This is a genomic window from Dactylosporangium sp. NPDC006015 (assembly GCF_040614215.1).
Lineage (GTDB): Bacteria > Actinomycetota > Actinomycetes > Mycobacteriales > Micromonosporaceae > Dactylosporangium > Dactylosporangium maewongense.
The window spans coordinates 190,734-214,755 of sequence record NZ_JBEXUD010000011.1; the positions used below are offsets into that span (position 1 = coordinate 190,734).

The 24,022-nt window shown below is 69.1% G+C and carries 17 protein-coding genes; 12 read left to right on the top strand and 5 right to left on the bottom strand.

Translation table 11 applies throughout. The annotated features are described in order from the left end of the window. Positions 1-111 precede the first annotated feature (111 nt). Positions 112-1,536, bottom strand: coding sequence for an NAD(P)/FAD-dependent oxidoreductase (locus ABZ321_RS21795; protein ID WP_354893834.1), 1,425 nt, complete (start codon positions 1,534-1,536; stop codon positions 112-114). Between the two features lie 524 nt (positions 1,537-2,060). On the opposite strand from ABZ321_RS21795, the gene ABZ321_RS21800 reads away from it, so the two are divergent. The 4 genes from ABZ321_RS21800 (at position 2,061) to ABZ321_RS21815 (ending at position 10,797) form a co-directional block, all read left to right on the top strand. Next, positions 2,061-4,454: a PQQ-dependent sugar dehydrogenase gene (locus ABZ321_RS21800; RefSeq protein WP_354893837.1), complete on the top strand. Its 2,394-nt coding sequence runs from the start codon at positions 2,061-2,063 to the stop codon at positions 4,452-4,454. A 16-nt stretch (positions 4,455-4,470) separates the two neighbouring features. Beyond that, positions 4,471-5,847 carry a CBM35 domain-containing protein gene (locus ABZ321_RS21805; protein ID WP_354893840.1) on the top strand — a complete coding sequence of 459 codons (1,377 nt, stop codon included), beginning with the start codon at positions 4,471-4,473 and terminating at the stop codon, positions 5,845-5,847. An 11-nt stretch (positions 5,848-5,858) separates the two neighbouring features. Beyond that, positions 5,859-7,496, top strand: a complete 1,638-nt coding sequence (locus ABZ321_RS21810) for a glycosyl hydrolase family 8 (RefSeq protein ID WP_344513911.1) — start codon at positions 5,859-5,861, stop codon at positions 7,494-7,496. 919 nt (positions 7,497-8,415) lie between these two features. Further along, positions 8,416-10,797 (top strand): discoidin domain-containing protein, encoded by a 2,382-nt coding sequence (locus tag ABZ321_RS21815; RefSeq protein WP_354893843.1) that lies wholly within the window; start codon positions 8,416-8,418, stop codon positions 10,795-10,797. A 366-nt stretch (positions 10,798-11,163) separates the two neighbouring features. Here ABZ321_RS21815 and ABZ321_RS21820 read toward each other — a convergent pair whose 3' ends face one another. Then, on the bottom strand, positions 11,164-12,729 hold the full coding sequence (locus ABZ321_RS21820) for a DUF2142 domain-containing protein (protein WP_354893846.1): 1,566 nt from the start codon (positions 12,727-12,729) through the stop codon (positions 11,164-11,166). 416 nt (positions 12,730-13,145) lie between these two features. Here ABZ321_RS21820 and ABZ321_RS21825 point away from each other — a divergent pair, with 416 nt between their 5' ends. From ABZ321_RS21825 to ABZ321_RS21840, 4 genes are all read left to right on the top strand, one after another. Continuing rightward, complete coding sequence (locus tag ABZ321_RS21825) at positions 13,146-14,249, top strand: LCP family protein (RefSeq protein WP_354893849.1); 1,104 nt, start codon at positions 13,146-13,148, stop codon at positions 14,247-14,249. 240 nt (positions 14,250-14,489) lie between these two features. Continuing rightward, positions 14,490-15,776, top strand: coding sequence for an extracellular solute-binding protein (locus ABZ321_RS21830; protein WP_354893851.1), 1,287 nt, complete (start codon positions 14,490-14,492; stop codon positions 15,774-15,776). Beyond that, complete coding sequence (locus tag ABZ321_RS21835; RefSeq protein WP_354893853.1) at positions 15,776-16,687, top strand: sugar ABC transporter permease; 912 nt, start codon at positions 15,776-15,778, stop codon at positions 16,685-16,687. The genes ABZ321_RS21830 and ABZ321_RS21835 overlap by 1 nt, the downstream gene beginning before the upstream one ends. Then, the gene (locus ABZ321_RS21840) at positions 16,684-17,556 is read left to right on the top strand and encodes a carbohydrate ABC transporter permease (RefSeq protein ID WP_344513897.1); all 873 of its coding nucleotides are present in this window, start codon (positions 16,684-16,686) and stop codon (positions 17,554-17,556) included. Before ABZ321_RS21835 ends, ABZ321_RS21840 begins: the two co-directional genes overlap by 4 nt. A 50-nt stretch (positions 17,557-17,606) precedes the next feature. On the opposite strand, the gene ABZ321_RS21845 is transcribed toward ABZ321_RS21840, so the two are convergent. Genes ABZ321_RS21845 through ABZ321_RS21855 form a run of 3 tightly spaced genes read right to left on the bottom strand, consistent with a single transcriptional unit; the run spans position 17,607 to position 20,043 of the window. Beyond that, entirely contained in the window at positions 17,607-17,951 is a 345-nt protein-coding gene (locus ABZ321_RS21845) for a hypothetical protein (protein WP_344513895.1), read from the bottom strand. Beyond that, the gene (locus ABZ321_RS21850; protein ID WP_344513893.1) at positions 17,948-18,526 is read right to left on the bottom strand and encodes a SigE family RNA polymerase sigma factor; all 579 of its coding nucleotides are present in this window, start codon (positions 18,524-18,526) and stop codon (positions 17,948-17,950) included. The genes ABZ321_RS21845 and ABZ321_RS21850 overlap by 4 nt, the downstream gene beginning before the upstream one ends. After that, the gene (locus ABZ321_RS21855) at positions 18,523-20,043 is read right to left on the bottom strand and encodes a sodium:solute symporter (RefSeq protein ID WP_354894125.1); all 1,521 of its coding nucleotides are present in this window, start codon (positions 20,041-20,043) and stop codon (positions 18,523-18,525) included. Before ABZ321_RS21855 ends, ABZ321_RS21850 begins: the two co-directional genes overlap by 4 nt. 137 nt (positions 20,044-20,180) lie before the next feature. Here ABZ321_RS21855 and ABZ321_RS21860 point away from each other — a divergent pair, with 137 nt between their 5' ends. From ABZ321_RS21860 to ABZ321_RS21875, 4 genes are all read left to right on the top strand, one after another. Next, positions 20,181-20,447 (top strand): DUF3311 domain-containing protein, encoded by a 267-nt coding sequence (locus ABZ321_RS21860; protein WP_354894128.1) that lies wholly within the window; start codon positions 20,181-20,183, stop codon positions 20,445-20,447. Then, a complete protein-coding gene (locus tag ABZ321_RS21865) occupies positions 20,444-22,654 on the top strand; it encodes a carbon starvation CstA family protein (protein ID WP_354893857.1) in 2,211 nt (736 codons plus the stop codon). Before ABZ321_RS21860 ends, ABZ321_RS21865 begins: the two co-directional genes overlap by 4 nt. Further along, a complete protein-coding gene (locus ABZ321_RS21870) occupies positions 22,651-22,824 on the top strand; it encodes a YbdD/YjiX family protein (RefSeq protein WP_354893860.1) in 174 nt (57 codons plus the stop codon). The genes ABZ321_RS21865 and ABZ321_RS21870 overlap by 4 nt, the downstream gene beginning before the upstream one ends. Positions 22,825-23,470: 646 nt before the next feature. Continuing rightward, positions 23,471-23,983: a methylated-DNA--[protein]-cysteine S-methyltransferase gene (locus tag ABZ321_RS21875; protein ID WP_354893863.1), complete on the top strand. Its 513-nt coding sequence runs from the start codon at positions 23,471-23,473 to the stop codon at positions 23,981-23,983. Positions 23,984-24,022 lie beyond the last annotated feature (39 nt).

The following is a 24,022-nucleotide window of genomic DNA, read 5'->3' on the forward strand; positions in this document are numbered from 1 at the left end:
GGGTACTGCAACGCATCCTGGCCACATGACCGCCGCGATCTGGCACAACTGGCAACACCGGCCAGCCGATCATGCGATCCCTGACCGCCTACGACCACTGAACCGCAAGCGTCACAGGCCGTACTGCTCCAGCAGGCGCAGCCAGATTTCGCTGACGGTCGGGAACGGCGGCACGGCGTGCCACAGTTGGTCGAGGGGAACCTCAGCGTTCACCGCGATGGTGGCCGAGTGCAGCATGTCTGCCATGTCGGAGGCGACGAAGGTGGCGCCGAGCAGGACCCGGCGGTCTTCGTCGACGACCAGCTTCGCCCGGCCGGTGTAGCCGATGCCGCGGACGATGGCGCCGGCGACCTCGCCGATGTCGTACTCCACGGTGCGGACGTTGAAGCCGTCGGCGCGGGCCTGGGACTCGGTGCGCCCGACCATGCACACCTGCGGCTCGGTGAACACGACCTGGGGCGCGCCCCGGTCGTCGGCGGTGTCGCGCAGCCCTGGCGCGTCCTCGGGCCGGCCGGTGGCGCGGGCGGCGATGACGTCGCCGCAGACGCGAGCCTGGTACTTGCCCATGTGGGTGAGCAGGTTGCGGCCGTTGACGTCGCCGACGGCGTACAGCCAGCCGTCCGCGACGGCGGTGGCCCGCATGCTCGCGTCCACCCGGATCGGGCCGTCGGGGCGCAGGCCGACCGTGTCCAGGCCGATGTCGTATGTCGAGAAGCGGCGGCCGGTGCCGACGAGGAGCTCGTCAGCATCGATCTGCCCGCCGTCGTCGGTGTGCACGCTCACCGGACCGCCCGCGACCGGCCGCTCCACACGGGTGGCCGAGCGGCCGAAGCGCACGTCGATGCCCGATTCCCGGAACGACTGCGCTACCAGGTCGCCGGCGAAGGGCTCGGCCCGGGTGAGCAGCCGGTCGCCGCGCACGAGCACGGTCGTCTCCTCGGCGCCGAGGGAGTGCAGCGCCTGGGCCATCTCGCAGGCCACCGGCCCGGCGCCTATCACGACCAGCCGCTTGGGTACCTGCTGGACGCTGGTCGCTTCCCGGTTGGTCCATGGGCGGGCCTCCCGCAGCCCGGGCACGTCGGGGACGGCGGGGGCGCTGCCGGTGGCGACGACGACGGCGTGCCGGGCACGCAGCGCCCGCGTGCCACCCTCCGGCGTCATGACCTCGGCGCGCAGCGGCCCGGCCAGCCGTCCATAGCCTCGCACGAACGTCGCCGGGAACTTCTCGATCAAGTTCACCTCGTGGCCGTCGTCGCGGTGCGACACCGTCTCGTCGCGGCGGGCCAGCACCGCGGCGGCGTCGATCGGGCCGCGCAGCTGCAGTCCCGGCATCCGGTTCACCTCGGCCGCCAACTCCATCGGCCACAGCAGCGCCTTGCTCGGAACACACGCGTAGTACTCGCACTCGCCGCCGGCCAGGCGCTCCTCGACCACGGCCGCGGTCAGGCCACCCCGTACAGCGCGCGCGGCGACGGTTATCCCGACCGGTCCCGCACCGATCACGATCACGTCGAAAACGTCATTCTTGTTCGCCATGGCGCCCCTCCGATGCTCGAGGTCATGCCTTGTGTGACTTCCCCAGCAGGCTGACTCGAACCCGTGGTATCTCGAGCCGCGATGGCTTCACCGCAGATCAGATGCCCAGCCCTGCACGCCTGGCGTCTGCGCGGCGGGCAGCAGAGCAACTGCCCCGAGATCTTCACCCCGTGATTCGGGCGGACAGGAGCGTGATCACCGACACGTCTCACTCCTTAGAGTGACCGGCAATAGGTGTTACTTGAGTCGGCGGGTCGTCGGTCGGGTGTCCCAGCGGTAGAGCGTGCGTGCGCGTGCTTCCACAGCTCCAGTGGCAGCGCCCGGACCAGCGAGGACAACACCGCCCGTTCCGGTCTGCCGACGCGTGAGATTGATGCTCGTAAACGCTTGACAGCTCCGTCGATGCGGTGGTCCCATCTCTAGCAACTGTCAGGCAACTTGCCTAACAATTCAGGCTTCTCAGGCTTGGAGGCTCGATGAGTTCCGGAGGACCACGAAAGGCAAGACGCTGGATCACCTTCCTGATGGCGGCAGCAGTGGTGGCCGCGATCCTCCCGCTGGCGAAACCCGCGCAGGCCGCCGCGATCCGGTATGAGGCCGAGAGCGCCACGATCTCCGGCGGCGCCGTGGAATCGAACCACACCGGCTTCACCGGGACCGGGTTCGTCAACTACGACAACGCGACCGGCAGCGCCGTCGAATGGACCGTCAACGCCGCCACGGCGGGCACCGCGTCGATCGGGCTGCGGTTCGCCAACGGCACCACCACCGACCGGCCGATGGACATCAGCGTCAACGGCACGGTGGTCACCGCCTCGCTGTCGTTCCCGGGCACCGGCAACTGGGATACGTGGCAGACCAAGACGATCACCGCCGCGGTGAACGCCGGCACGAACCGGATCCGCGCCGTCGCGACGACCGCGAACGGCGGGCCCAACGTCGACCGGATCGACGTCGACGTCGCGCCGCCGACCTCGGACTACCAGGCGGAGAACGCGACCGTCTCGCAGGGCGCGGTCGAGGCGAACCACACCGGGTTCACCGGCACCGGCTTCGTGAACTACGACAACGTCATCGGCAGCTACGTCGAGTGGTCGATCCCGGCCGCCACCGCCGGCAACGTCAGCGTCGCCATCCGGTACGCCAACGGTGTCGCTAACGGCGCCAGCGTCGACCGGCCGATGGACGTGACGGTCAACGGCACCCTTGTGCGCAGTGCCCTGTCGTTCCCCAGCACCGGCAACTGGGACACCTGGCAGACGGTGACGCTCACGGTCGGCCTCTCCGCCGGTACCAATCGCATCCGGGCCATCGCGACGACCGCCAACGGCGGACCCAACGTCGACCGGCTCAGCACCGGCGTCCCCGGCGACACCGCGCCGCCGACCGCGCCCGGACAGCCCGTCTGCGGCACCATCACCGAGAACAGCATCAACCTGTCGTGGGGTGCCTCGACGGACAACGTCGGCGTCGTCGCGTACGACATCTACCACGACGGCAACAAGATCAGCGAGGCCGCCGGGAACGTCACCGCGAAGGCCCTGACCGGGCTGCAGCCCAACTTCGAGTACCGTCTGTCGGTCTTCGGCCGCGACGCCGCGGGCAACGTGTCGACGAGCAGCGCCCAGGCGATCTGCCGGACCCTCGCCAGCACCGACACACAGGCGCCGACCGCGCCGTCCGGCTTCGCCACCGCGAATGTCGCCGGCAGCACCGTCGACACGTCATGGACGGCGTCGACGGACAACGTCGGCGTGACCGGATACGACGTGATGGGCGGCGGCTCGGTCCTCAAGTCGGCCGGCAACGTGACCTCGACAACAGTCACCGGGCTGGCCTGCAGCACCACCTACACGCTGACGGTCGTCGCGCGGGACGCGGCCGGCAACGTCTCCGCTCCGAGCAACGCCCGGACGATCACCACCACCGCGTGCAGCGGTGGCGTGCCGTCCGGCATCACCACCGTCTCCACCGGCTGGACGATCCCGTGGGGCATCGCCTGGATGCCCGACGGCCAGACCGCCATCGCCACCGAGCGCGACTCGTTCAAGGTCTTCAAGGTCACCCTGGGTGGGGCGCGGACGCAGGTCGGCACCGTGCCGAATACGGTCACCACCGACGGCGAGGGCGGCCTGCTCGGTGTCGCGGTCGACCCGGCCTGGACCACTAACCATTTCGTGTACTTCATGCACACCGCCGCGGAAGGCAACCGCATCGCCCGGATGACCTACAACGGCACGACGCTCACGGCGTACACGTCGCTGGTCACCGGCATCATGAAGAACCGCTACCACAACGGCGGCCGCCTGGCGTTCGGCCCCGACGGCTACCTGTACGCGACCACCGGCGAGGCGCAGACGCCCAACCTCGCCCAGGACAAGAGCTCGCTCAACGGCAAGATCCTGCGGATGAAGACCGACGGCACCGCGGCGCCCGGCAACCCGTTCGGCACCCTCGTGTACAGCTACGGCCACCGCAACCCGCAGGGCCTCGCCTGGGACTCCCAGGGCCGGCTGTGGGAGGCCGAGTTCGGCAACAGCCAGTTCGACGAGCTCAACCTCATCAAGGCGGGCCGTAACTACGGCTGGCCGACGTGTGAGGGCACCTGCAGCGTCTCGGGCATGGAGAACCCGAAGCGGCAGTGGTCGGTGAGCACCGCCTCGCCGAGCGCGATCGCGATCGTCCGCGACGTCGTGTACATGGCGGCGCTGCGCGGCGAGCGGCTGTGGCGCATCCCGTTGCTCGACGCCGAGAACACCGGCACGCCGACGTCGTACTACGTCGGCACGTACGGGCGGCTGCGCACGGTCGTCAAGGTGCCAGGCGCCGACCAGCTGTGGCTGTCGACGACCAACTGCGACAACAACGGCGGTGCCGCCGCCGGTTCCGACCAGATCTTCCGCATCACGATCACCTAGCCATCCCGGAGGAACGATGCGACTCAACAGACGGCGCGCCGCGCTGGCGGCGGGCGTGGTGGCGGCACTGGCGGCGATCGGCCTGCCGACCGGTGTCGCCCAGGCCGCCACGACCACCGCCTACCAGGCGGAGAACGCGACGATCACGAATGGCGCGGTGGAGTCCAACCACGCCGGCTACACCGGCACCGGATTCGTCAACTACGACAACGCCACCGGCTCGTCCGTGCAGTGGTCGGTGACCGCCGCGGCGACCGGCAGTGCGACGCTCAGCATCAGATTCGCCAACGGTACGGTCACCAACCGCCCGATGGACATCGCGGTGAACGGCACGACCGTCGCGTCCGGCGTCGCGTTCAACGGCACCGGCGCCTGGACCACGTGGCAGGAGACGTCGCTCACCGCGACGCTGAACGCCGGCGCCAACACGGTGCGGGCCACCGCGACCACGGCCGGCGGCGGCCCGAACGTCGACAAGCTCACCGTCGTCGAGGGCGGCACCACCGGCCCGAGCATGGCGGTCGCGCCGTACGAGTACTTCGGCTGGGGCAACCCACAGAGCCCGACGTCGGTGATGTCGGCGACCGGCATCAAGTTCTTCACGCTCGCCTTCATGCTCTCCGACGGCGGATGCAACCCGCTGTGGGACGGCTCGCGGCCGCTGACCGGCGGCGACGATCAGGCGAAGATCAACGCCATCCGCGGCGCCGGCGGGGACGTCATCGTCTCCTTCGGCGGCTGGAGCGGCAACAAGCTCGGCGAGAAGTGCTCGTCGGCATCCGCGCTCGCCGGCGCGTACCAGAAGGTCATCAACGCCTACGGGCTCAAGGCGATCGACATCGACATCGAGGCGACCGAGTTCTCCAACGCCACCGTCCGGCAGCGGGTCATCTCCGCCCTGAAGACCATCAAGACGAACAACCCAGGCATCAAGACGTTCGTCACGTTCGGCACGACCCCGACCGGGCCGGACTCCGACGGCGTCGATCTCATCAACAAGGGCGCGGCGGCCGGCCTGAGCAACGACGGCTGGACCATCATGCCGTTCGACTTCGGCGGGCACAGCGGCACGATGGGCGCCGCGTCGGTCAGCGCCGCCAACGGCCTGAAGAACGCCGTCAAGAACGCCTACGGCTACAGCGACGCGGTGGCCTACACGAGGATCGGCATCTCGTCGATGAACGGCGTGACCGACGAGTCCGACGAGACGGTCACGCTCGCCGACTTCCAGACGATCCTGGCGTACGCACAACAGCACCACCTGGCGCGCCTGACGTTCTGGTCGGTCAACCGCGACCGGGCCTGTGGCAGCGGCTCCGACGCCGATTCGTGCAGCGGCGTCCCGCAGGCGGCATACGCGTACACCAAGATCTTCGTCCAGTACACCGGCTGAGAAGGAAGCCCATGAGACGCAAGCAGCTCGGTCTGCCGATAGTGGTGCTCGGGGTCGTGGCGGCGCTGACGTCGCCGGCGACGCCGGCGGCAGCGGCCGCGACCCGCTACGAGGCGGAATCGGCCACGATCTCGCAAGGCGTGGTCGAGTCGAACCACACCGGATTCAGCGGAACCGGATTCGTCAACTACGACAACGTCGTCGGCTCGTCGGTGCAGTGGTCGGTGACCGCCGCCACGGCCGGTGCCGCCACGATCGTCCTGCGCTACGCCAACGGCACCACCACCAACCGGCCGATGGACATCGCCGTCAACGGCACGGTCGTCGCGGCGGCCACGGCGTTCGGCAGCACCACGAACTGGGACACCTGGCAGAGCAAGACGATCACGGCGACCCTGAACGCCGGGACCAACACGATCCGGGCGACGGCCACGACGGCGAACGGCGGTCCCAACGTCGACTGGCTCAGCGTCGACGCGGGCACCACCCCGCCGACCGGACCGGCGGTGCCCTTCGGCAGCCACCTCTTCCCGTACCAGGCCGGCACGCTGAAGCCGACCGGCTCACAGTCGACCCTGGACCAGGCCGTCGTCACCTACTACAACAAGTGGAAGGCCGCGTTCGTCAAGCAGAACTGCGGCAACGGCTGGTACGAGATCATCTCACCGGACGCCGATCACCCGTACGTCGCCGAGGCGCAGGGCTACGGCATGGTGATCGTGGCCACCATGGCCGGCGCCGACGCGAACGCGAAGACCGTGTTCGACGGGATGGTCAAGTACATGCTGGCGCATCCCTCCGTACACAATCCGGATCTGCTGGCGGCAGAGCAGGACACGGCCTGCAAGAGCGTCAACGGTTCCGACTCGGCCACCGACGGTGACCTCGACGTCGCGTATGGGCTGCTGCTCGCCGACAAGCAGTGGGGCAGCGCCGGAACGTACAACTACAAGCAACTGGCCATCAGGCACATCAACGCGATCAAGGCCAACGAGGTCAACCCCACGACGCACCTGCTGCTCCTCGGCGACTGGAGCACCCCGGGCGACAGCCTCTACTGGACCACCCGGCCGTCCGACTTCATGATCGACCACTTCCGCGCGTTCAGGGCTGCCACGGGCGACACGGCGTGGGACACGATCCGCACCGCGCACCAGAACCTCATCACCAACCTGCAGGCCCAGTACGCGTCGGGCACCGGGCTGTTGCCGGACTTCGTGGTGAACACCAACACCACACCGAAGCCCGCGCCCGGCGAGGTGCTCGAGGACCCGAACGACGGCAAGTACTTCTGGAACTCGTGCCGCACCCCATGGCGGATCGGCGCGGACGCGGTGACCAGCGGCGACGCCGCGTCGCTCGCCTCCGCCCGCAAGCTCAACACCTGGGTGCGCGGCAAGACCGGCGGCAACCCGAACAGCATCGCGGTCGGTTACTCGCTGAGTGGATCGGCGATCTCGTCGGGCAGCGAGCCGGCGTTCTTCGCACCCTTCGCGGTGGCGGCGCTCACCGACCCCGGCGGCCAGGCCTGGCTGGACGCGCTGTGGACCAAGATGGTCAACACCTCGTTCACCAGCAACGACTACTACTCGACGAGCATCCAGTTGCAGGTGATGATCGTCGCCAGCGGCAACTTCTGGGCGCCCTGACCGCACACGGCCGGGCCCGGTGTCCCCAGCGGGCACCGGGCCCGTCCGCTCGTCAACGAGGCCGTGGCCGAGTTCACGGCCGTGCACAAAGGCGTCACCGTCGACGTCAGCTACCTCGCCACCGACGCGGCGGCCCGCGCAGCCAAGTTCAAGGGCGCCTCAACGACCCCGCCAGCGCCCCCGACGTCACCGAGTTCGGCAGCACCGACCTCGCCGGCTACGTCGCCGCCGGCGGGATGGCCGACGTCACCAAAGACCTCGACGCCTGGGAGGCCAAGGGTGAGCTGCCGGCCGACCTCATCAAGACGGTGACCGTCGGCGACAAGGCGCAGCAGTGAGTCGACCTGACCGGCGGCAAGACCGTCTCCACCTTCGCCGCCGGCACCGCGGGCATGGGCATCATCGGCAACTTCAAGGTCGATGCCGTCGACGGCGCGGAACTCGGCGGTGGAGCCGCGTGGGGATGGACCTTGGTGAGGCCCTTCGCCTCAACCAGGGGTGTCGGTCAGGCCGGTGGCCTACGAACGACGACCGCATGGTGTCATGTCCACGCGCGGTGAGTGCAAATTCTTGCAGGCGAGCCTGTCGATGCAATTTCGAGCTACGCGAGTGGGTCAGGCGGGTGCCCGGCCAGATTTGTGACGGCGGGATGCACACCGCATGCTGTTGTCCGCCGCAACGGTACGCCTTGAGAGCTGCCTCGGGCATCACTACGCGTGACATCCAGGCGTGCGCCGGCAGTGTAACCGCACCGGCTCACTCGGCACGGCGTGACCGATCCTCGCAGCTACCCTCCATCCTTCACGTGCAGGTTTGCGCCATATCATCAAGTTATTACGGTCATTTAATAGAACTATTGCAGAGATGTGTCGGCGGGTGCAAGTATGACCGGCCAGGTAGATGAGAGGGGAGTGTCCATATGTCAATCTCACGTCGGAAGTTCGTCGCCTCGGTCGCGTCCGGCACCGCCCTCGCCGCGGTCTCCACCGGCGAGCTGGTCTCCGCGTGGACGACGGCGGCGTTCGCGGCGAGCCCACCCGGTGACGTGGTCGGCAAGATCACCGTCGGTTACCAGGGCTGGTTCGCCTGCATCGGCGACGGCTCGCCGATCAACGCGTGGTGGCACTGGAGCCAGAACAACAGCACGCCGCCGTCGCCGTCCAACACGACGATCTTGTCGTGGCCCGACATGCGAGAGTTCACCAAGGGCTACACCACCGCCTACGCCAACCTCGGCAACGGACAGCCCGCCCAGCTGTTCTCCTCCTACGACCAGCAGACGGTCGACACGCACTTCAAGTGGATGCGCGACTACGGCTGCGACACCGCCGCGTTGCAGCGCTTCAACCCCAACGGCGGCGAGGGCCCGATCCGTGACGCGATGACGGCCAAGGTGCGCAGTGCGGCCGAGACGTACGGTCGCAAGTTCTACATCATGTACGACGTCACCGACTGGACCAACATGCAGTCGGAGATCAAGACCGACTGGACCAACAAGATGTCGGCGTACACGTCCTCACCCGCGTACGCGCGCCAGAACGGCAAGCCAGTCGTGTGCATCTGGGGCTTCGGGTTCAGCGAACCCTCCCGCCCGTTCACGCCCGCCCCCTGCCTGGACGTGGTGAACTGGTTCAAGGCACAGGGCTGCTATGTCATCGGCGGCGTGCCGACCTGGTGGCGCACCGGCGTCAACGACTCCCGGCCGGGGTTCCTCGACGTGTACCACGCCTTCAACATGATCTCGCCGTGGATGGTCTTCCGGGCCCGCACCATCGCCGAGCTGGACTCGTATTACGCCAACGTCAACGTCGGTGACCAGGCCGACTGTAACGCCCGCGGCATCGACTACCAGCCCTGCGTCATGCCCGGCGACCTGTCCTCCGGCGCCCGCGCACACGGCGACTTCTACTGGCACCACATCTACAACATGACCCGCCTCGGCGCGCAGGCCCTGTATGTGTCGATGTTCGACGAGTTCAACGAGGGCAACCAGATCGCCAAGACCGCCGAGAACGCCTCGATGCAGCCGACGAACTTCGGCCACCCGGCGCTGGACGCCGACGGCGTGGCCTGCTCCTCGGACTACTACCTGCGCATCACCAACGACGGCGGGCGCATGTTCAAGGGCCTGGCCCCGCTGACCGCCACCCGCCCGACGCAACCCAACGGCGGCACGACACCACCCCCGACCGGGAACCTCGCGCTGTTCAAGCCGACGCAGGCAAGCAGCCAGTCCCAGACGTTCGCGTCGGCCAACGCCACCGATGGCTCTCAGGACAGTTACTGGGAGTCGGCGAACAACGCCTTCCCGCAATGGGTGCAGGTCGATCTCGGGTCTGTGGTCGCGGTGAACAAGGCAGTGCTGAAGCTGCCGGCCTCATGGGGCTCGCGCACGCAGACGCTGTCGGTGCAGACGAGCGTCGACGGCGGCGGGTTCACCACCGTGGTGAACTCCGGTGGCGTCGGCTTCAACTCAGGCAGTGCCAACACGGCCACCCTCAACTTCACCCAGGCCAACGCCCGCTACGTCCGGGTCAACTTCACCGCCAACACCGGCTGGCCCGCCGGGCAGCTGTCGGAGCTGGAAGTCTATGGCCCGGCGACCGGCGGCGACACCCAGCCGCCAACAACGCCCGCCAACCTCACCACGACCGGGAAGACCTCCAGCAGCGTCTCGCTGTCCTGGACGGCCTCCACCGACAATGCCGGCGTCACCGGCTACCAGGTACGCCAGGGCAGTGCCGTCGTCGGGACGACCGCCGCCACGTCGTTCACCGTCACCGGTCTGAACCCGTCGACGTCGTACACCTTCACCGTCACCGCCCAGGACGCGGCAGGCAACACCTCTGCCGCCTCGAACGGCGTCACCGTCACGACCGACCCGGCACCCAACACCAACCTGGCCCGCGGGAAGTCCACATCGGAGAGCAGCCACACGCAGGTCTACGGCTCCGGCAACGCCGTCGACGGCAACCAGGACACCTACTGGGAGTCTGCGAACAACGCCTTCCCGCAGTGGTTGCAGGTCGACCTCGGCTCGGCGACCTCGATCGGGCGGATCGTGCTGAAGTTGCCGGCGTCGTGGGGTGCGCGTACCCAGACACTCTCGGTGACGGGCAGCACGGACGGCGCGAACTTCACCACGCTCAAAGCGTCCGCCGGCTACACCTTCAGCCCGAGCGCCAACACCACCACCATCACATTCACCGCCACCGCCACCCGCTACGTCCGGCTCAACTTCACCGCCAACACCGGCTGGCCCGCCAGCCAGGTCTCCGAGTTCGAGGTGTACGCCTCCTGACGCCGGCGAGCGGCCATCGACCAAACGCACGGACTGCGCACCGGCAGGTCCAGGCCAGTCGTCCTGGATGACTGACCCCTAACTCGGCTGGTGTGGCGAGTCGGGTTGATCAGGACATACAGGAAGGGTATCGATGGTCGGTTCGTGACGACTGACCTCGATACCCTTCCCGTGCCGGGCTCGGCCGATCACCGGTCGATGTGCGACCTGCCCCGCTCGGGAAGGTATAAGCGCTTGAGGCAGAGGTGACGGCCGCAGCTGCGGCCCGCCGCGTCGTCGCCGGTCGGTTCGGCGACCAGGCCGAGGCGGCGTAGCCGTAGGGCTCGGCGGTCCCGGCGTGACGCCGCGCCTGACGGAGGCGGCGTGTCACTGGACGTTCGGCATGGAAGGCAACGCGTGCTGTTCTGACGGTGTGTGGACGGGACCACGCGTGCTGTCGCCGGTCGTCGCTGCGGCCAGCACCGCGAGGATCGTGCCGCCGGCCAGCACCGCCAGCAGTGGCGGCAGTGCGCCGACCGGTGGCTGCCAGGCGCCTGTGAACGGGTCGAGGCGCGCGGCCGGGCCGGACCGGAAACGCGTCATCACGAACGCCAGCAGGTACACGTGCAGGGCCGCGGCTGTGAAGGTCAGGACGGTGCAGTAGGGGCGTAGCCGGTGCTGCGAGGCGAGGCGGCGTTCGAATTGCGGGGCGCAGGCGGCGCACAGCACCACTGCGGTGGCTGCCGGCATCGCGTACCGGCCTTGCGCGAACCAGCCGATGATCGGTAGATAGTGCAGTTCCAGGGTCAGGAGCAGGCCGAGGCAGGCGGCGCCGAGTGCGGTGGCGATGAGGGTGAGCCGGCGGCCGCCGTGGATCAGGCTCGGCACCACCACGGCGACCAGCAGCAGGTACCACGCCGCGGTGACCACCAGTGGTGGCTTGGTCTCGCCGTAGTCGAACTGGCCGACGGCCTGCCTGAGATAGAACGGGATGCGCCGGGTGGCCAGGGCCTGCGCGAGCTCCGGCGGGGCGAGGTGCTGGGCGTCGCGGACGACCGCGGCGACGCCGGCCACGTCGGAGTACGCCATCCAGCCGAGCGAGCCGGCCAGACCGAGCGACCACGAGCCGGCGACGATCCAGCGCGTCTCGCGGCGCCGCCACAGCTGGGCGATGCGGCCGGGGCGGGCCAGTGCCACGCATGCCGTCACGATGAGCGTCAGCAGCGCGGGCCCGAGTTGGCGGACGGTGAGCAGCGCCAGCGAACCGACCCCGACCAGCACGAGCAGGCGGCGCACGGCGCGGTCGCCGAGCAGTGCGTCGGGTGCGCGTAGCAGGGCGAGCAGCCCGCAGCAGACGGCAACGCCCGCGGCGATCTCGAGGCCGTTCGGGTTGACCGAGCCGGCCAGGTTCGCCGCCATCGGCGTTGCGGTGAGCACGACACCGAGCGCGAGCAGCCGGCTGCCGAGCCGCAGCGCGGCACCGGCTGCTCCGGCCAGGAGCGCGGCTGCGGCCAGCGCCGAGATGAGCCGGGCGAGCAGGATGCCGGTCCGGTCGGGCGCGATCACCAGCGGCGCGCCGACGAGCAGGTAGTAGACCGGGCTGTACCTGGCCGCCCCGCTCGGGGTGAGGACGCGGGCCCGGTCGGTGGTCCAGCGCTGGCAGTCGGCCGGGCGCGCCGGGCGGGGCGCCCAGGCGCAGTCGACGTTGCTGTTGCTGGGCATCAGGCTCGCCGGCACCAGGAACGCGGGCTTGCGGTCGTCGCGCCGGTCGACGACCGTGCGGTGGGTGGTGAGCTGTCCGGTGGTCACGGCGTACGCACGGGCGATGTGGTCCTTCTCGTCGTACGTGCCGTTGACCGGCAGCGCGAGCGCCCACCCCGCTGCGATCAGGAAGAACGCCGGCAGGTGGAGCCACCACCGCGGCGCGGCCCCCGCGACGCTACTGCGCCGCATGGAGGGCAGGAAGTACCGACATGGGATCCCCGTGAGTGACGGACGCGTGTTGCGATCGGCCCATTCGTACCCGGGCACCGGGTTCGTAGGGGGTGAAAGACGGGGTTGATCTCGCAGGACGCCACGGCCGCCGGTCCACCTGGTCCATAGGTTTCTCCTGTCCGACGTACTCGTGAACAGGAGCCGGCCCGGTGACCTTTCCGGATGAACCGCACCGGTCCGGTGATCCGGTGAACGACCGGCCCGGCCGCGCGCGCGGCCGGGCAACCGTGCCGACCGACCGGAACCAACGCGCGTGCGGCCGGGCGACCGCGCCGACCGACCGGAACCAGCGCGCGTGCGGCCGGGCAACCGTGCCGAGCGACCGGAACCAGCGCGCACGGCCCAAGGCTCCGTCGTGGGCGCGGTGGTGCATCGTGCTCGGCACGACCCTGGTCGTGCTGGCCGGCGCGGTGCTCGTGGCGAAGGAGGCCCTGCTGTCGTACGCGACGCGCGGCGTCGTCGAGCAGAACCTGCTCGGCGACACCGGCAGCTGGGCCCAGCAGCCCGGCCACGCGTCGGTCACAGGGGCGAAGAACATCCTGCTCATCGGTGTCGACGCCCGCCCCGGCCAGGACCCTCGCGAACCCGTACGCTCCGACTCGATCATCATCCTGCACATCCCGGCGACGTATGACGCCGCGTTCATGGTCTCGATTCCTCGGGACACCTGGGTCGAGATCCCGCCGTACGACAATGGGGCCAGGCGGTACCCGGGCGGCGACGACAAGGTCAACGCCGCGTTCGCCTACGGTGGCAACGGCCTCACCGGGCCGGCCGCCCGCAGCCATGCCGTCGAGCTGCTCGCCCTGACGATCAGGAAGCTGTGCGGGGTGACGTTCGACGGTGCGGGGATCGTCGACTTCACCGGCTTCCAACAGGTCGTCAACGTGCTCGGTGGGGTCGACATGTACGTGGACCAGGAGACCACGTCCGTGAGTATCGGTCACAACAGCACGGGCGGGACCGAGGTCCCGTTCCGGCAGTACACCAGAGACGACGGCGGTCAGGGCCTGGACCCGGTTCCGGGCGTGACCCCGGTGGTCTACCACGTCGGCTACCAGCACCTCGAACCGTGGCAGGCCCTCGACTACGTCCGGCAACGCGAGACCCTGCCCAACGGCGACTACGACCGGCAACGCCACCAGCAACAGTTCATCAAGGCCGTCTTCAAGAAGATGCTCAGCAAGGACGTGCTCACCAACCCGGTGCGGTTCAACAAGGTCATCGAGGGCGCAGGCAAGGCGATCACCATCGACAGCGGTGGCATCGACCTGGCCGACTGGGCGTACGCCATGCGCGGCGTGAGCGGCGACGACGTGGTCACCATCAAGTCGAACGAGGGCACGTTCAACCAGTCGCCCGGCAACGGCACCGCCGAAGAGCTCGACCAGACCACCATCAACCTGCTCACCGCCGTCCGCACCGACCGGGTCAAGGGCTTCCTCGCCGCCCACCCCAAACTGGTCGCCGGCGGCTGACCGGCCGGCGTCGTGAAGGTCAGCGGGACAGCCGGATTGCGGCGTGCATTCGTGAGGACGAAACCTGAGTGGCCCGGCTGGTAAACGATTCGGCCGCTGCGGCAACCGTAGTGTGTGCTCTCATCCAACCTGCTGTCCGCGCGGCTGAGTCGGCGCCGGTTCGTCGGCGGCGCGGCGGTCGCCGGCGTGGCGCTGGCCGCTGGCTGTGCTCATGAAGATGACGATGCCTTTGGCGCTGGTGTGCTCGCGGGCGGGCCGGCGGAGCAGTTCACGTCGCCGACGGCCAAGCTTTCCGGGGCGCTGCGGATCCTCGCCTGGAGCCATTTCGTGCCGACGTACGACCGCTGGTTCGACGGTTTCGTCCGTCGGTGGGCCAGCCAGGTCGGCGTCGACGTCACCGTCGACCACATCGACCTGGGCCAGATCACGACCCGGGTGGCGGCCGAGATCTACGCCGGTCGGGGGCACGACCTCATCCAGTACGTGGCGCCGCTGCCGCAGTTCGAACCGGCGGTGCTGGACCTCACCGACCTCGTCCGGGAGGCCAACCGGCGGTGGGGTCCGCAGCTGGAACTGTGCCGGCGGTCGAGCTTCAACCCGGCGACGAACCGGTACTTCGCCTACGCGCCGGGCTGGGTGCCGGATCCCGGGAACTACCGGCGTTCGATGTGGTCGAAGATCGGCCTGCCCGACGGCCCCTCGAGCTGGGACGAACTGCTGCGCGGCGGGGCCGAGATCCGCCGCGCCACCGGCGTTCAGCTCGGGCTCGGCATGTCACAGGAGCTCGATTCGAACATGGTCGGCCGCTCCCTGCTGTGGTCGTTCGGATCGTCCATTCAGGACGCCGAGGGGCGGGTCACGCTCGAGGCGCCCGAGGCCGTGGCGGCAGTGGAGTTCATGACCAGGCTGTACCGCGAGGCCATGACCGACGAGGTCTTCTCGTGGATCCCCAGCTCCAACAACCAGGGGCTGGTCGCCGGCAAGTTGTCCTACATCTGCAACTCGATCTCTGCCTGGCGGACCGCGCAGCGCTCCACTCCGGCCGTCGCGGCTGACATCGACTTCGTGCCGGCGTTGGCCGGCCCGGCGGGCGCCACGGCCGCGCACCACCTCGTGCACAACTGGGTCATCCCGAAGTACGCCACCGGGGCCGCCGCCGGACAGGAGTTCCTGTTGCACTACACCGCGAACTTTGCCGCCGCCACCTACTCGTCGATGCTGTACGACCTGTGCGCCTGGCCCGGCCGTACCCCGGAGCTCGCGACCTGGCTGCGGCGCGACCCGTTCCGCGCCGACCCGCCCGGCAAGCTCGAGCTGCTCGTCGACGCCGCCCGGTGGAGCGCCGACCTGGGCCATCCCGGCACGGCCAACGCCGCCGTCGGGGAGGTCGCCAGCAGCTTCGTCATCCCAGACATGTTCGCCCGCGCGGCGCGCGGCGAGGTCAGCGCCGCGGTCGCGGTCGCCGACGCCGCGGCGCAGGTCCGGTCCGTCTACGCCAAATGGCAGGCCAGGGGACTGGTGGCCTGATGGGAAACCACGCCGTCCCGACGCGCGGGCGCAGCGCCCGCGATCGCGCGCTGGCATCGCTGTTCGTCGTGCCGACCGTCGCCTACGTCGCCGCCCTGATCCTCGGGCCGGTGGTGCTGGCCGTCGCGTTCGCCGTGTCGGACGTGACCGTCGCCGATCCGACCTTCGACTGGGCCGGCCTGGCCGGCATCGAACGTGTGCTGGGCGACCCGGTGTTCTGGCGAGCGTTGCTCAACACGTGCATCATCACCGCGGCGACCACGTCGCTGGCGGTGGTCGGCGGGAACGTGGTGGCCCGGCTGATGTTGGCCCGGGTGTACGGACGTTGGCTGGTGCGGCTGTGCGTGCTGCTGCCCTGGGTCACCCCGGTCACCGTGTCATCGGTCGCGTGGCTGTGGATGCTCGATTCGGTCTACTCGCCGCTGGACTGGACCGGTCGGCAGCTCGGTCTGCTCGGCGCGGGGGAGAGCGTCAACTGGCTCGGCCGGCCTTCGACGGCCATGGCATCGGTCGTGGCGGTGCAGGCGTGGCGGCTCACCCCGCTCACTGCCGTCATCATCATGGCCGGGCTCGTGGCGATCCCCCGCAACATCTACGAGGCCGCTCGCGTCGACGGTGCTGGCCGCTGGCTGCAGACCCGGTTCATGACGGTGCCGTTGACGGCCCCGATCGTCGCGGTCGCGGGCCTGTTCTGCGCGGTCCTCACGTTCAGCGACATGGCGGTGGTGCGGGTGCTGACCAACGGTGGGCCGACCCATGCCACGGAGGTGCTTGCCACGCTGGCGTTCCGCCGGGGCATCGACGGCGGTGATGTCGGCCAGGGCGCTGCGGTGGCCCTGTTCCTGCTGCCGGTGCTGCTGGCCGCGACGCTGACGATCCTCGGCCTGGTGCGCCGGATGGTGGCCCGGTGATCCCCGTGCGGCGCGCCGAGCGGGCGCGGCGGCGGCAACGGCTGGGTGGCGTGGCTGTGCACGCGGCGGCATACGCGGCTGCGTTGCTGGGCGCGGGGCCGTTCCTGTGGAGCATGATCACCGCTGTGAAGCTCAACCGGGACCTGTACGACCCGGCGCACAGTCCCTTGTGGTTCAACGCCCCGCCGACCGCCGACCACCTTGCGTACCTGTGGCGGCACACGGCCTTCCCGACGTTCGCCTGGAACACGCTGTGGATCGGCGCGGCGGTGGTCGTGGCCACCCTCCTGCTCGCCACGCCGGCCGGCTACGCGCTGGCGCGGCTGCGGCGGCCATGGGCCGGCCGGCTCGGCATGGCGATCTTCCTGTGCTATCTCGTCCCGCCGAGTGTGCTGTTCCTGCCGCTGTCGCGGCTTGTCGCCGCCGTCGGCCTGCAGGACTCGGACTGGGCCCTGGTGCTGGTCTACCCGACACTGACCGTCCCGGTGTCGGTCTGGCTGATGATGGGCTTCTTCAGCGCCATCCCGCTGCAGGTCGAGGAGCAGGCGCTGGTCGACGGCTGTACCCGGTTCGCCGCCTTTCGCCGGGTCGCGCTGCCGCTGGCGGTGCCCGGGGTGGTCGCGGTCGTCGTACTCAGCTTCGTCCTGTGCGCGAGCGAGTACCTGTACGCGATCGCGTTCGTCTCTCCCACCGCCGGGAAGGTCGTCTCGACCGGGATCCCCACCGAGCTGATCCGCGGCGACCTGTTCTACTGGCAGTCCCTGCAGGGCGCCGTCGTGCTCGTCGCGGTGCCCGTCGCGGTGGTCTTCAACCTGTTGCTCAAGCGGTTCGTCGCGGGGTTCACCGCGGGCGCGGTGACCGTGGGCTGACCACGGCGGAACGCCGCCAGTGGCGGCTACGGTGGCGGCTACGGTGGCGGCTACGGCGGCGGCCCGATGCCGCTCCTCGGCGCCTCGGTGCTGCTGCCCGGCCGGTCATCGAAGATGATGTGGATGTTGACGTCAGCGCGGCTGAGCGCCCACAGGCCGATGATGTCGGCCACCGCGAAGATCACCGCGGCGAGGATCGCCAGCACGATCCGCCGCCGCCGTTCCCGGCGCCTCCAGCCGGCCAGAGCGGCCGGGTAGCGGTTCGACGCGCCGTGGACCGAGGTGGCCAGCGCGTCGAACACGTCGCGGAGCTGTTCCTCGGCGACCCCCGAGCCCGCGGCCGAACCGGTTGCGGGTGCCTGGCCTGGTACCTGGCCGGATGGAACGCCACTCATCTCCGCTCCTCCAGTAACCGCGTGAGCGTGGCCATACCTCGCGACGTGTGTGACTTGACCGCGCCGGCCGAGATGCCCATCGCCGCGGCTATCTCCGATTCTCGCAGATCCAGCCAGTACCGCAGGACCAGCGCTTCCCGCTGCCGGGCCGGCAATTGCTTGATCGCCTCCACCAGGGCGCGCTGGTCGTCGCGCAGCAGCACCTCGGCCTCGGCCGACCCGACCGACTCGATCACCTGCTCCGCGTGCCGGCGCGCCACCTGCAGCCGGCGCACCCGCATCCGCACGAGGTTGCACACGACGGCGCGCACGTAGCTCAGCGCGGCGTCGTGACTGCGTAACCGGTGCCAGCGGCGGTACAACTCGTAGAACGCCTCCGAGACGATGTCCTCGGCCTCGCCCTCCGCACCGAGCAGCACCGCCAAGCGCAGCAGCGGGGTGTGGTTGGCGTCGAAGAGCCTGGCCAGTGCGGCCTCGCGGTCCAGGTCGGCGAGGTTCACCCCGGTGGGGCCGAGGGTGGCCGGCGCCGGGTCGGCGGCCGGTGCGAGCGGCCGTGACGAGACCTGCTGCGTCATGGGACCACCACCCCGGTGGCGGTACCGTCGCCGAGCTCGCGGGCCACGCCGAGCCGGTCCAGCGCCGGGGTCAGCGCGGCAGCGACCGCGAGGTTGAGCACCAGCGCGGCGAGCGCGACGTACACGTGCACACCGGCGAACGAGACGACGGAGGAGAAGCCGCCGGAGGCGACCAGCGCGGTCCCCGCGACCATGCCGACGAGCCAGCCGACGAGCAGCGCGCCGCGGTGCGGCCAACTGGTGAACAGCCCGAGTGCCACCGTGGGAAACGTCTGCAGGATCCACACCCCGCCGAGCAGCTGCAGGTTGATCGCGTCCTGGTCCGGTAGGCCGAAGATGAACGCCAGCGCCCCGAACTTCGCCACAAGCGACACCGCGCGGGCGACCTGGGCCTGGTGCTTCGGTGTCGCGGTCGGGTGGAAGTACTCGACGTAGACGTTGCGGACGAACAGTGTGGCCGCGCCGATCGACATCACCGCGGCGGGCACCAGCACCGCCACCGCGAGCGCGCCGAACACGAGCCCAGCGGCGACCGGTGAGGTCAGCTCCCGCACCATCAGCGGCACGGCCGCCTCGGCGTTGCCGGGCCGGGCCTCTACGCCCGCGGCAAGCGCGGCGACGCCGAGCAGCGCGAAGAGCCCCAGCACCGCGGTCCATGCCGGTAACCCGATGATCGCCTTGCGGAGCCGGTCGCCGCTGGACGCGGCGAAGGACGCGGTCAGTACGTGCGGATACATGAGCAGCGCGAGCGCGGAGCCGAGCGCCAGCGTGGCGTAGGCGGTGTAGAGCGAGGGGGTGAGCGTCAAGGAGGTCTCCGGTACGCCGCGTGCGGTGATGGCGTCCTCGGCGGCTCGGAACGTCGCCTGCGGCCCGCCGAGCCGGTTGAGCACGAGTACGACGATGCCGACGACCGTGGTGCCGATCAGGACCCCCTTGGCCAGGGAAATGACGGTCGGTGCGCGCAGCCCGTTGCGGTACGTGGCGCCGGCCAGCACCGCGAACACCGCGACCAGCGTGAGGTCGCCCGCGATCCCGTCGGTGGGGTAGAGGCCGCCGGCGGCCAGGATCGCCCGGATGCCGAGGAGTTGCAGGGCGATGTACGGCATGGTGGCGAGGATTCCGGTGAGCGCCACGGCGAGCGCGAGCAGCGGTGAGTCGTACCGGGCTCGCACGTAGTCGGCCACCGTCGTATGGCCGTTGTCCTTCGCGACCTGCCACAGCCTCGGCAGGAGTACGAAGGCCAGCGGGTAGACGATCACCGTGTACGCGAGTGCGAAGAACCCCAGCGCCCCGATGCCGTACACCAGACCTGGCACCGCGGCGTACGTATAGGCCGTGTAGATCGTGCCGCCGAGCAGGAACCAGGTGAGCACGGCCCCGAACTGCCGTCCCGCCAGCGCCCAGTCGTCGAGTGTGGGCAGTTCGTCGCGTACCCGGAAGCGCCGCGCGGCGATCGCGAGCAGCGACGTACCGGCGACGACCAGCGTGAAGGCGGTGGTGCTGGCGGGATCGACCATGGGCACCCTCTCAGTCCTCTGTGTGTTGCGCAGGCTCCCGGATCGGTTGACACGAAACAAGAGGCAATCGGTCGGTAAACCGTGCGACATGGGTGCGCAACATTCAGGCATCGTCGACGACTGTTCGGGAGGCCGGGATGGCGAGATTCCGCAAGGCAATCAGAGTCGCTGCCTACACCGGCCTGACACTGCCGCTCGTGGCAATCCTCTGGGTCCCGCTGTACGCGCGGACCACGCCTCGGCTGGCAGGGCTGCCTTTCTTCTACTGGTTCCAGTTCGCTTGGATCTTCCTGAGCATGGCGCTGATGACAGCCAGTCATCTGCTGCTGAAGCGCACGGACCCTGGGGTCCGTGCGCCAGGGACGCGTCCAGGCGGACACCCCCACCCTGGAGAGCATGCATGAGCATCTTCACTCCGCAGACCCGGGCCCGCCCGGGTCTGCGGTCCATCGTGATCTGGACAGCCGTGTCGATCGTCGGCGCGATCGCCTGGGGGGTCATCGCCCTGGCCCGCGGCGAGAGCATTTCGGCGATCTGGCTGGTGGCCGCGGCGCTGTGCTCGTACGCGATCGCCTACCGGTTCTACGCGCGCTTCATCGCCCGGCGCGTGCTCAAGGCCGACGACCGGCGCGCCACGCCCGCGGAGCGGCTGGACAACGGCATCGACTACCACGTCACCGACCGTCGCGTGCTGCTGGGCCACCACTTCGCCGCGATCGCGGGCGCCGGGCCGCTGGTCGGGCCGGTCCTCGCGGCGCAGATGGGCTACCTGCCCGGCACCATCTGGATCATCGTCGGTGTCGTCTTCGCCGGGGCCGTGCAGGACATGGTGGTCATGTTCCTGTCCATGCGCCGCGACGGGAAGAGCATCGGCCAGATGGCCCGGGACGAGATCGGCCGCGTCGGCGGCGTCGCAGCCCTGGTGGCCGTCTTCTCGATCATGATCATCCTGCTCGGTGTCCTCGCGCTCGTCGTCGTCAACGCGCTCGCGAAGTCGCCCTGGGGCACCTTCTCCATCGCCATGACCATCCCGATCGCCCTGTTCATGGGCTTCTACCTGCGGGTACTCCGACCGGGCCGCGTGGTCGAAACCAGCGTGATCGGCGTCGGGCTGCTGGTCTTCGCCATCGTCGCGGGCGGCTGGGTCCAGGACTCCAGCTGGGCCGGCGCGTTCACGCTCAAGCCCGAGACCCTGGTCTTCTGCCTGGTCGGGTACGGCTTCGTCGCGTCCGTCCTGCCGGTGTGGATGCTTCTGGCGCCGCGCGACTACTTGTCCACCTTCATGAAGATCGGAACGATCGCGCTGCTCGCGGTCGGCGTGCTGGTGACCGCTCCGGTACTGCAGAACGAGGCCGTCACCAAGTTCGCCTTCAGCGGCAACGGCCCGGTCTTCGCCGGCACACTGTTCCCCTTCGTCTTCATCACCATCACCTGCGGGGCGCTGTCCGGCTTCCACGCGCTGATCTCCTCGGGCACCACACCGAAGATGATCCAGAAGGAGTCGCAGGTCCGGCTCGTCGGCTACGGCGGCATGCTGATGGAGTCGTTCGTCGCGGTCATGGCCATCATCGCCGCATCGCTGCTGGACCCGGGGCTGTACTACGCGATGAACTCGCCCGGCGGCGTGGTCGGCACGACCTTCCAGAGCGCCGCGACGGCGGTGACCAATATGGGATTCATCGTCACCCCCGATACCCTGCAGGCCGCGGCCGCCGCCGTCGGCGAACCGACACTGGTGTCGCGTACTGGTGGCGCGCCGACGCTCGCCGTCGGCATCTCCGAGATCTTCTCCGGCTTCCTCGGCGGGGAGGGGCTCAGGGCGTTCTGGTACCACTTCGCGATCATGTTCGAGGCGCTGTTCATCCTGACCACAGTCGACGCCGGGACCCGGGTCGGCCGGTTCATGCTTCAGGACATGCTGGGCAACATCTGGAAGCCGATCGGCCGGGTCAGCTGGCTGCCTGGTGTGTGGCTGACCAGCGCGGCGGTCGTGGGCGCCTGGGGCTACTTCCTGTACACCGGTGTCACCAACCCGCTCGGCGGCATCAACCAGCTCTTCCCCCTGTTCGCCGTCTCCAACCAGCTGCTCGCCGCCCTGGCACTGACCGTCGTCACGGTCATCCTGGTCAAGAGCGGCCGGCTCAAATGGGCCTGGGTCACCGCCATACCGTTGGCCTGGGTCACGGCCGTGACGATGACCGCCAGCTACCAGAAGATCTTCTCCACCGATCCGAAGATGGGCTTCTTCGCCCAGCGCCAGCGCTTCGCCGACGCACTCGAACAGGGCAAGGTGCTCGCACCCGCCAAGAACCTCGACCAGATGCAACAGGTCGTCACCAACTCGACCGTGCAGCTTGTACTGTCGGTGTTCTTCGCAGTCCTGATCATCATCGTGATCGTCGACGGAGCTCGGACCTGCCTCCAGGCGATCATCAGCGGTCGCGAGCTCCCGACGACGGAGACACCGTTCGTCGAATCGACGATCGTCGCGCCGGCCGGCCTCTTCGCCACTGCGGATGAGCGCCAGGAACTGGTCGGTGCCGGAGCTGGCGCCTTCGCGGCCGGGACCGATCAGCAGCGCGGCGGCAGGCGCAGGGACGGCGACGGATGAGAGCGCGTCACCTGCTGTCGCGACTCTGGTGGTACCTCCGGGAACTGGTTGGCGAGACCAGCTACGACCACTACGTCGCACATCAGCAACAACACTGTCGGGACGGATCGCCGCTGACCCGACGTGAGTTCGAGCACCTGAGGACCGCGTCTCCTGTGCGCTGCTGTTGACCGACGCATGACAACGCGTCCGGCCGGTCGGATTCACGGACCGGCCGGCCGGACGTGCCCACCACCCACCCGGCCCCGTGCTGTGGGGCCTCCTGCGTCGCGGTGCGGGGTTCGAGGCTGACGTGCCGGAGTCCGACGCCGGTCAGTTGGAGCCGAACATCCCCGGGCTCCCTGAACCGGAGGTAGGGACCACACCAACCGTGGACGCTGGCGGCCGGGAGCGCCCCCACTCCTCGGCCGCCAGCTGTGAACAACGCGACGGATCGTTCCGTCAGCGACGTGCCACGCCGCTTCCATTGCCGGAACCCTGCTACCCGCCATCACGGACTCAAACGTCGGCACACCACCTGCTGGCCGGCCGTTCACCTCGATGGCCGACGCCGTCGTGGCCGCACTCGCCGACACGGCAACCGGCTTCTGCCCGACGGTGGTCTCCGGTACCGCGCCGCGGCTCGACTCCTACAGCTACATCCTCCGCCGTGACCCACCCAGAACCACTGCGGAATCAGACAATAGGGCTAAAACCGACTTAATATTACTTTATCGTCCTATACGTTGCATTAAGGGTTGGGTGATCTGTCGAAACTGCCGTCTCACGTTTGGCTCCGATCTGACGTCTACAGGGCGCAGAGAGAAAGGAGCCGCGATGAGCACGCGACACATACTGATGGAGACGTCCCTCGGATCGGTCACGATCGTGGCGAGCGGTGAGGCGATCATCGGCCTGTACTTCCGCCATCACATCCGCCGGCCCGCGCAGGAGACGTTCGGGCAGGAAGTGGCGCCGGCAGCGGATGCGCTGCTTGCCGAGGCCGGCGAGCAGCTGATCGACTACCTGGCCGGCGGCCGACGTGAGTTCGACCTTCCGTTCGACGCCTCGGGTGATGCGTTTCAGCGCGCCGTGTGGAGCATCGTCGCCGAAATCCCGTTCGGTGCGACCGCCACCTACGGGCAGATCGCGGAACGGCTCGGCGACAAGTCCCTGGCCTACCGTCTCGGCCAGGCGGTCGGCGCGAACCCGCTGTGCATCTTCGTGCCGTGTCACCGCGTCGTCGGTGCGAATGGGAACCTCACTGGCTACGCCGGCGGGCTCAAGCGGAAGCAGGCGCTTCTGGAGCTTGAGGAACCCGCTCAGGTGCGCGCCGGACGGTTGTTCTAGCGAATCTCGCGAAAGACTCGCCTTCGCCGACTTCAATGG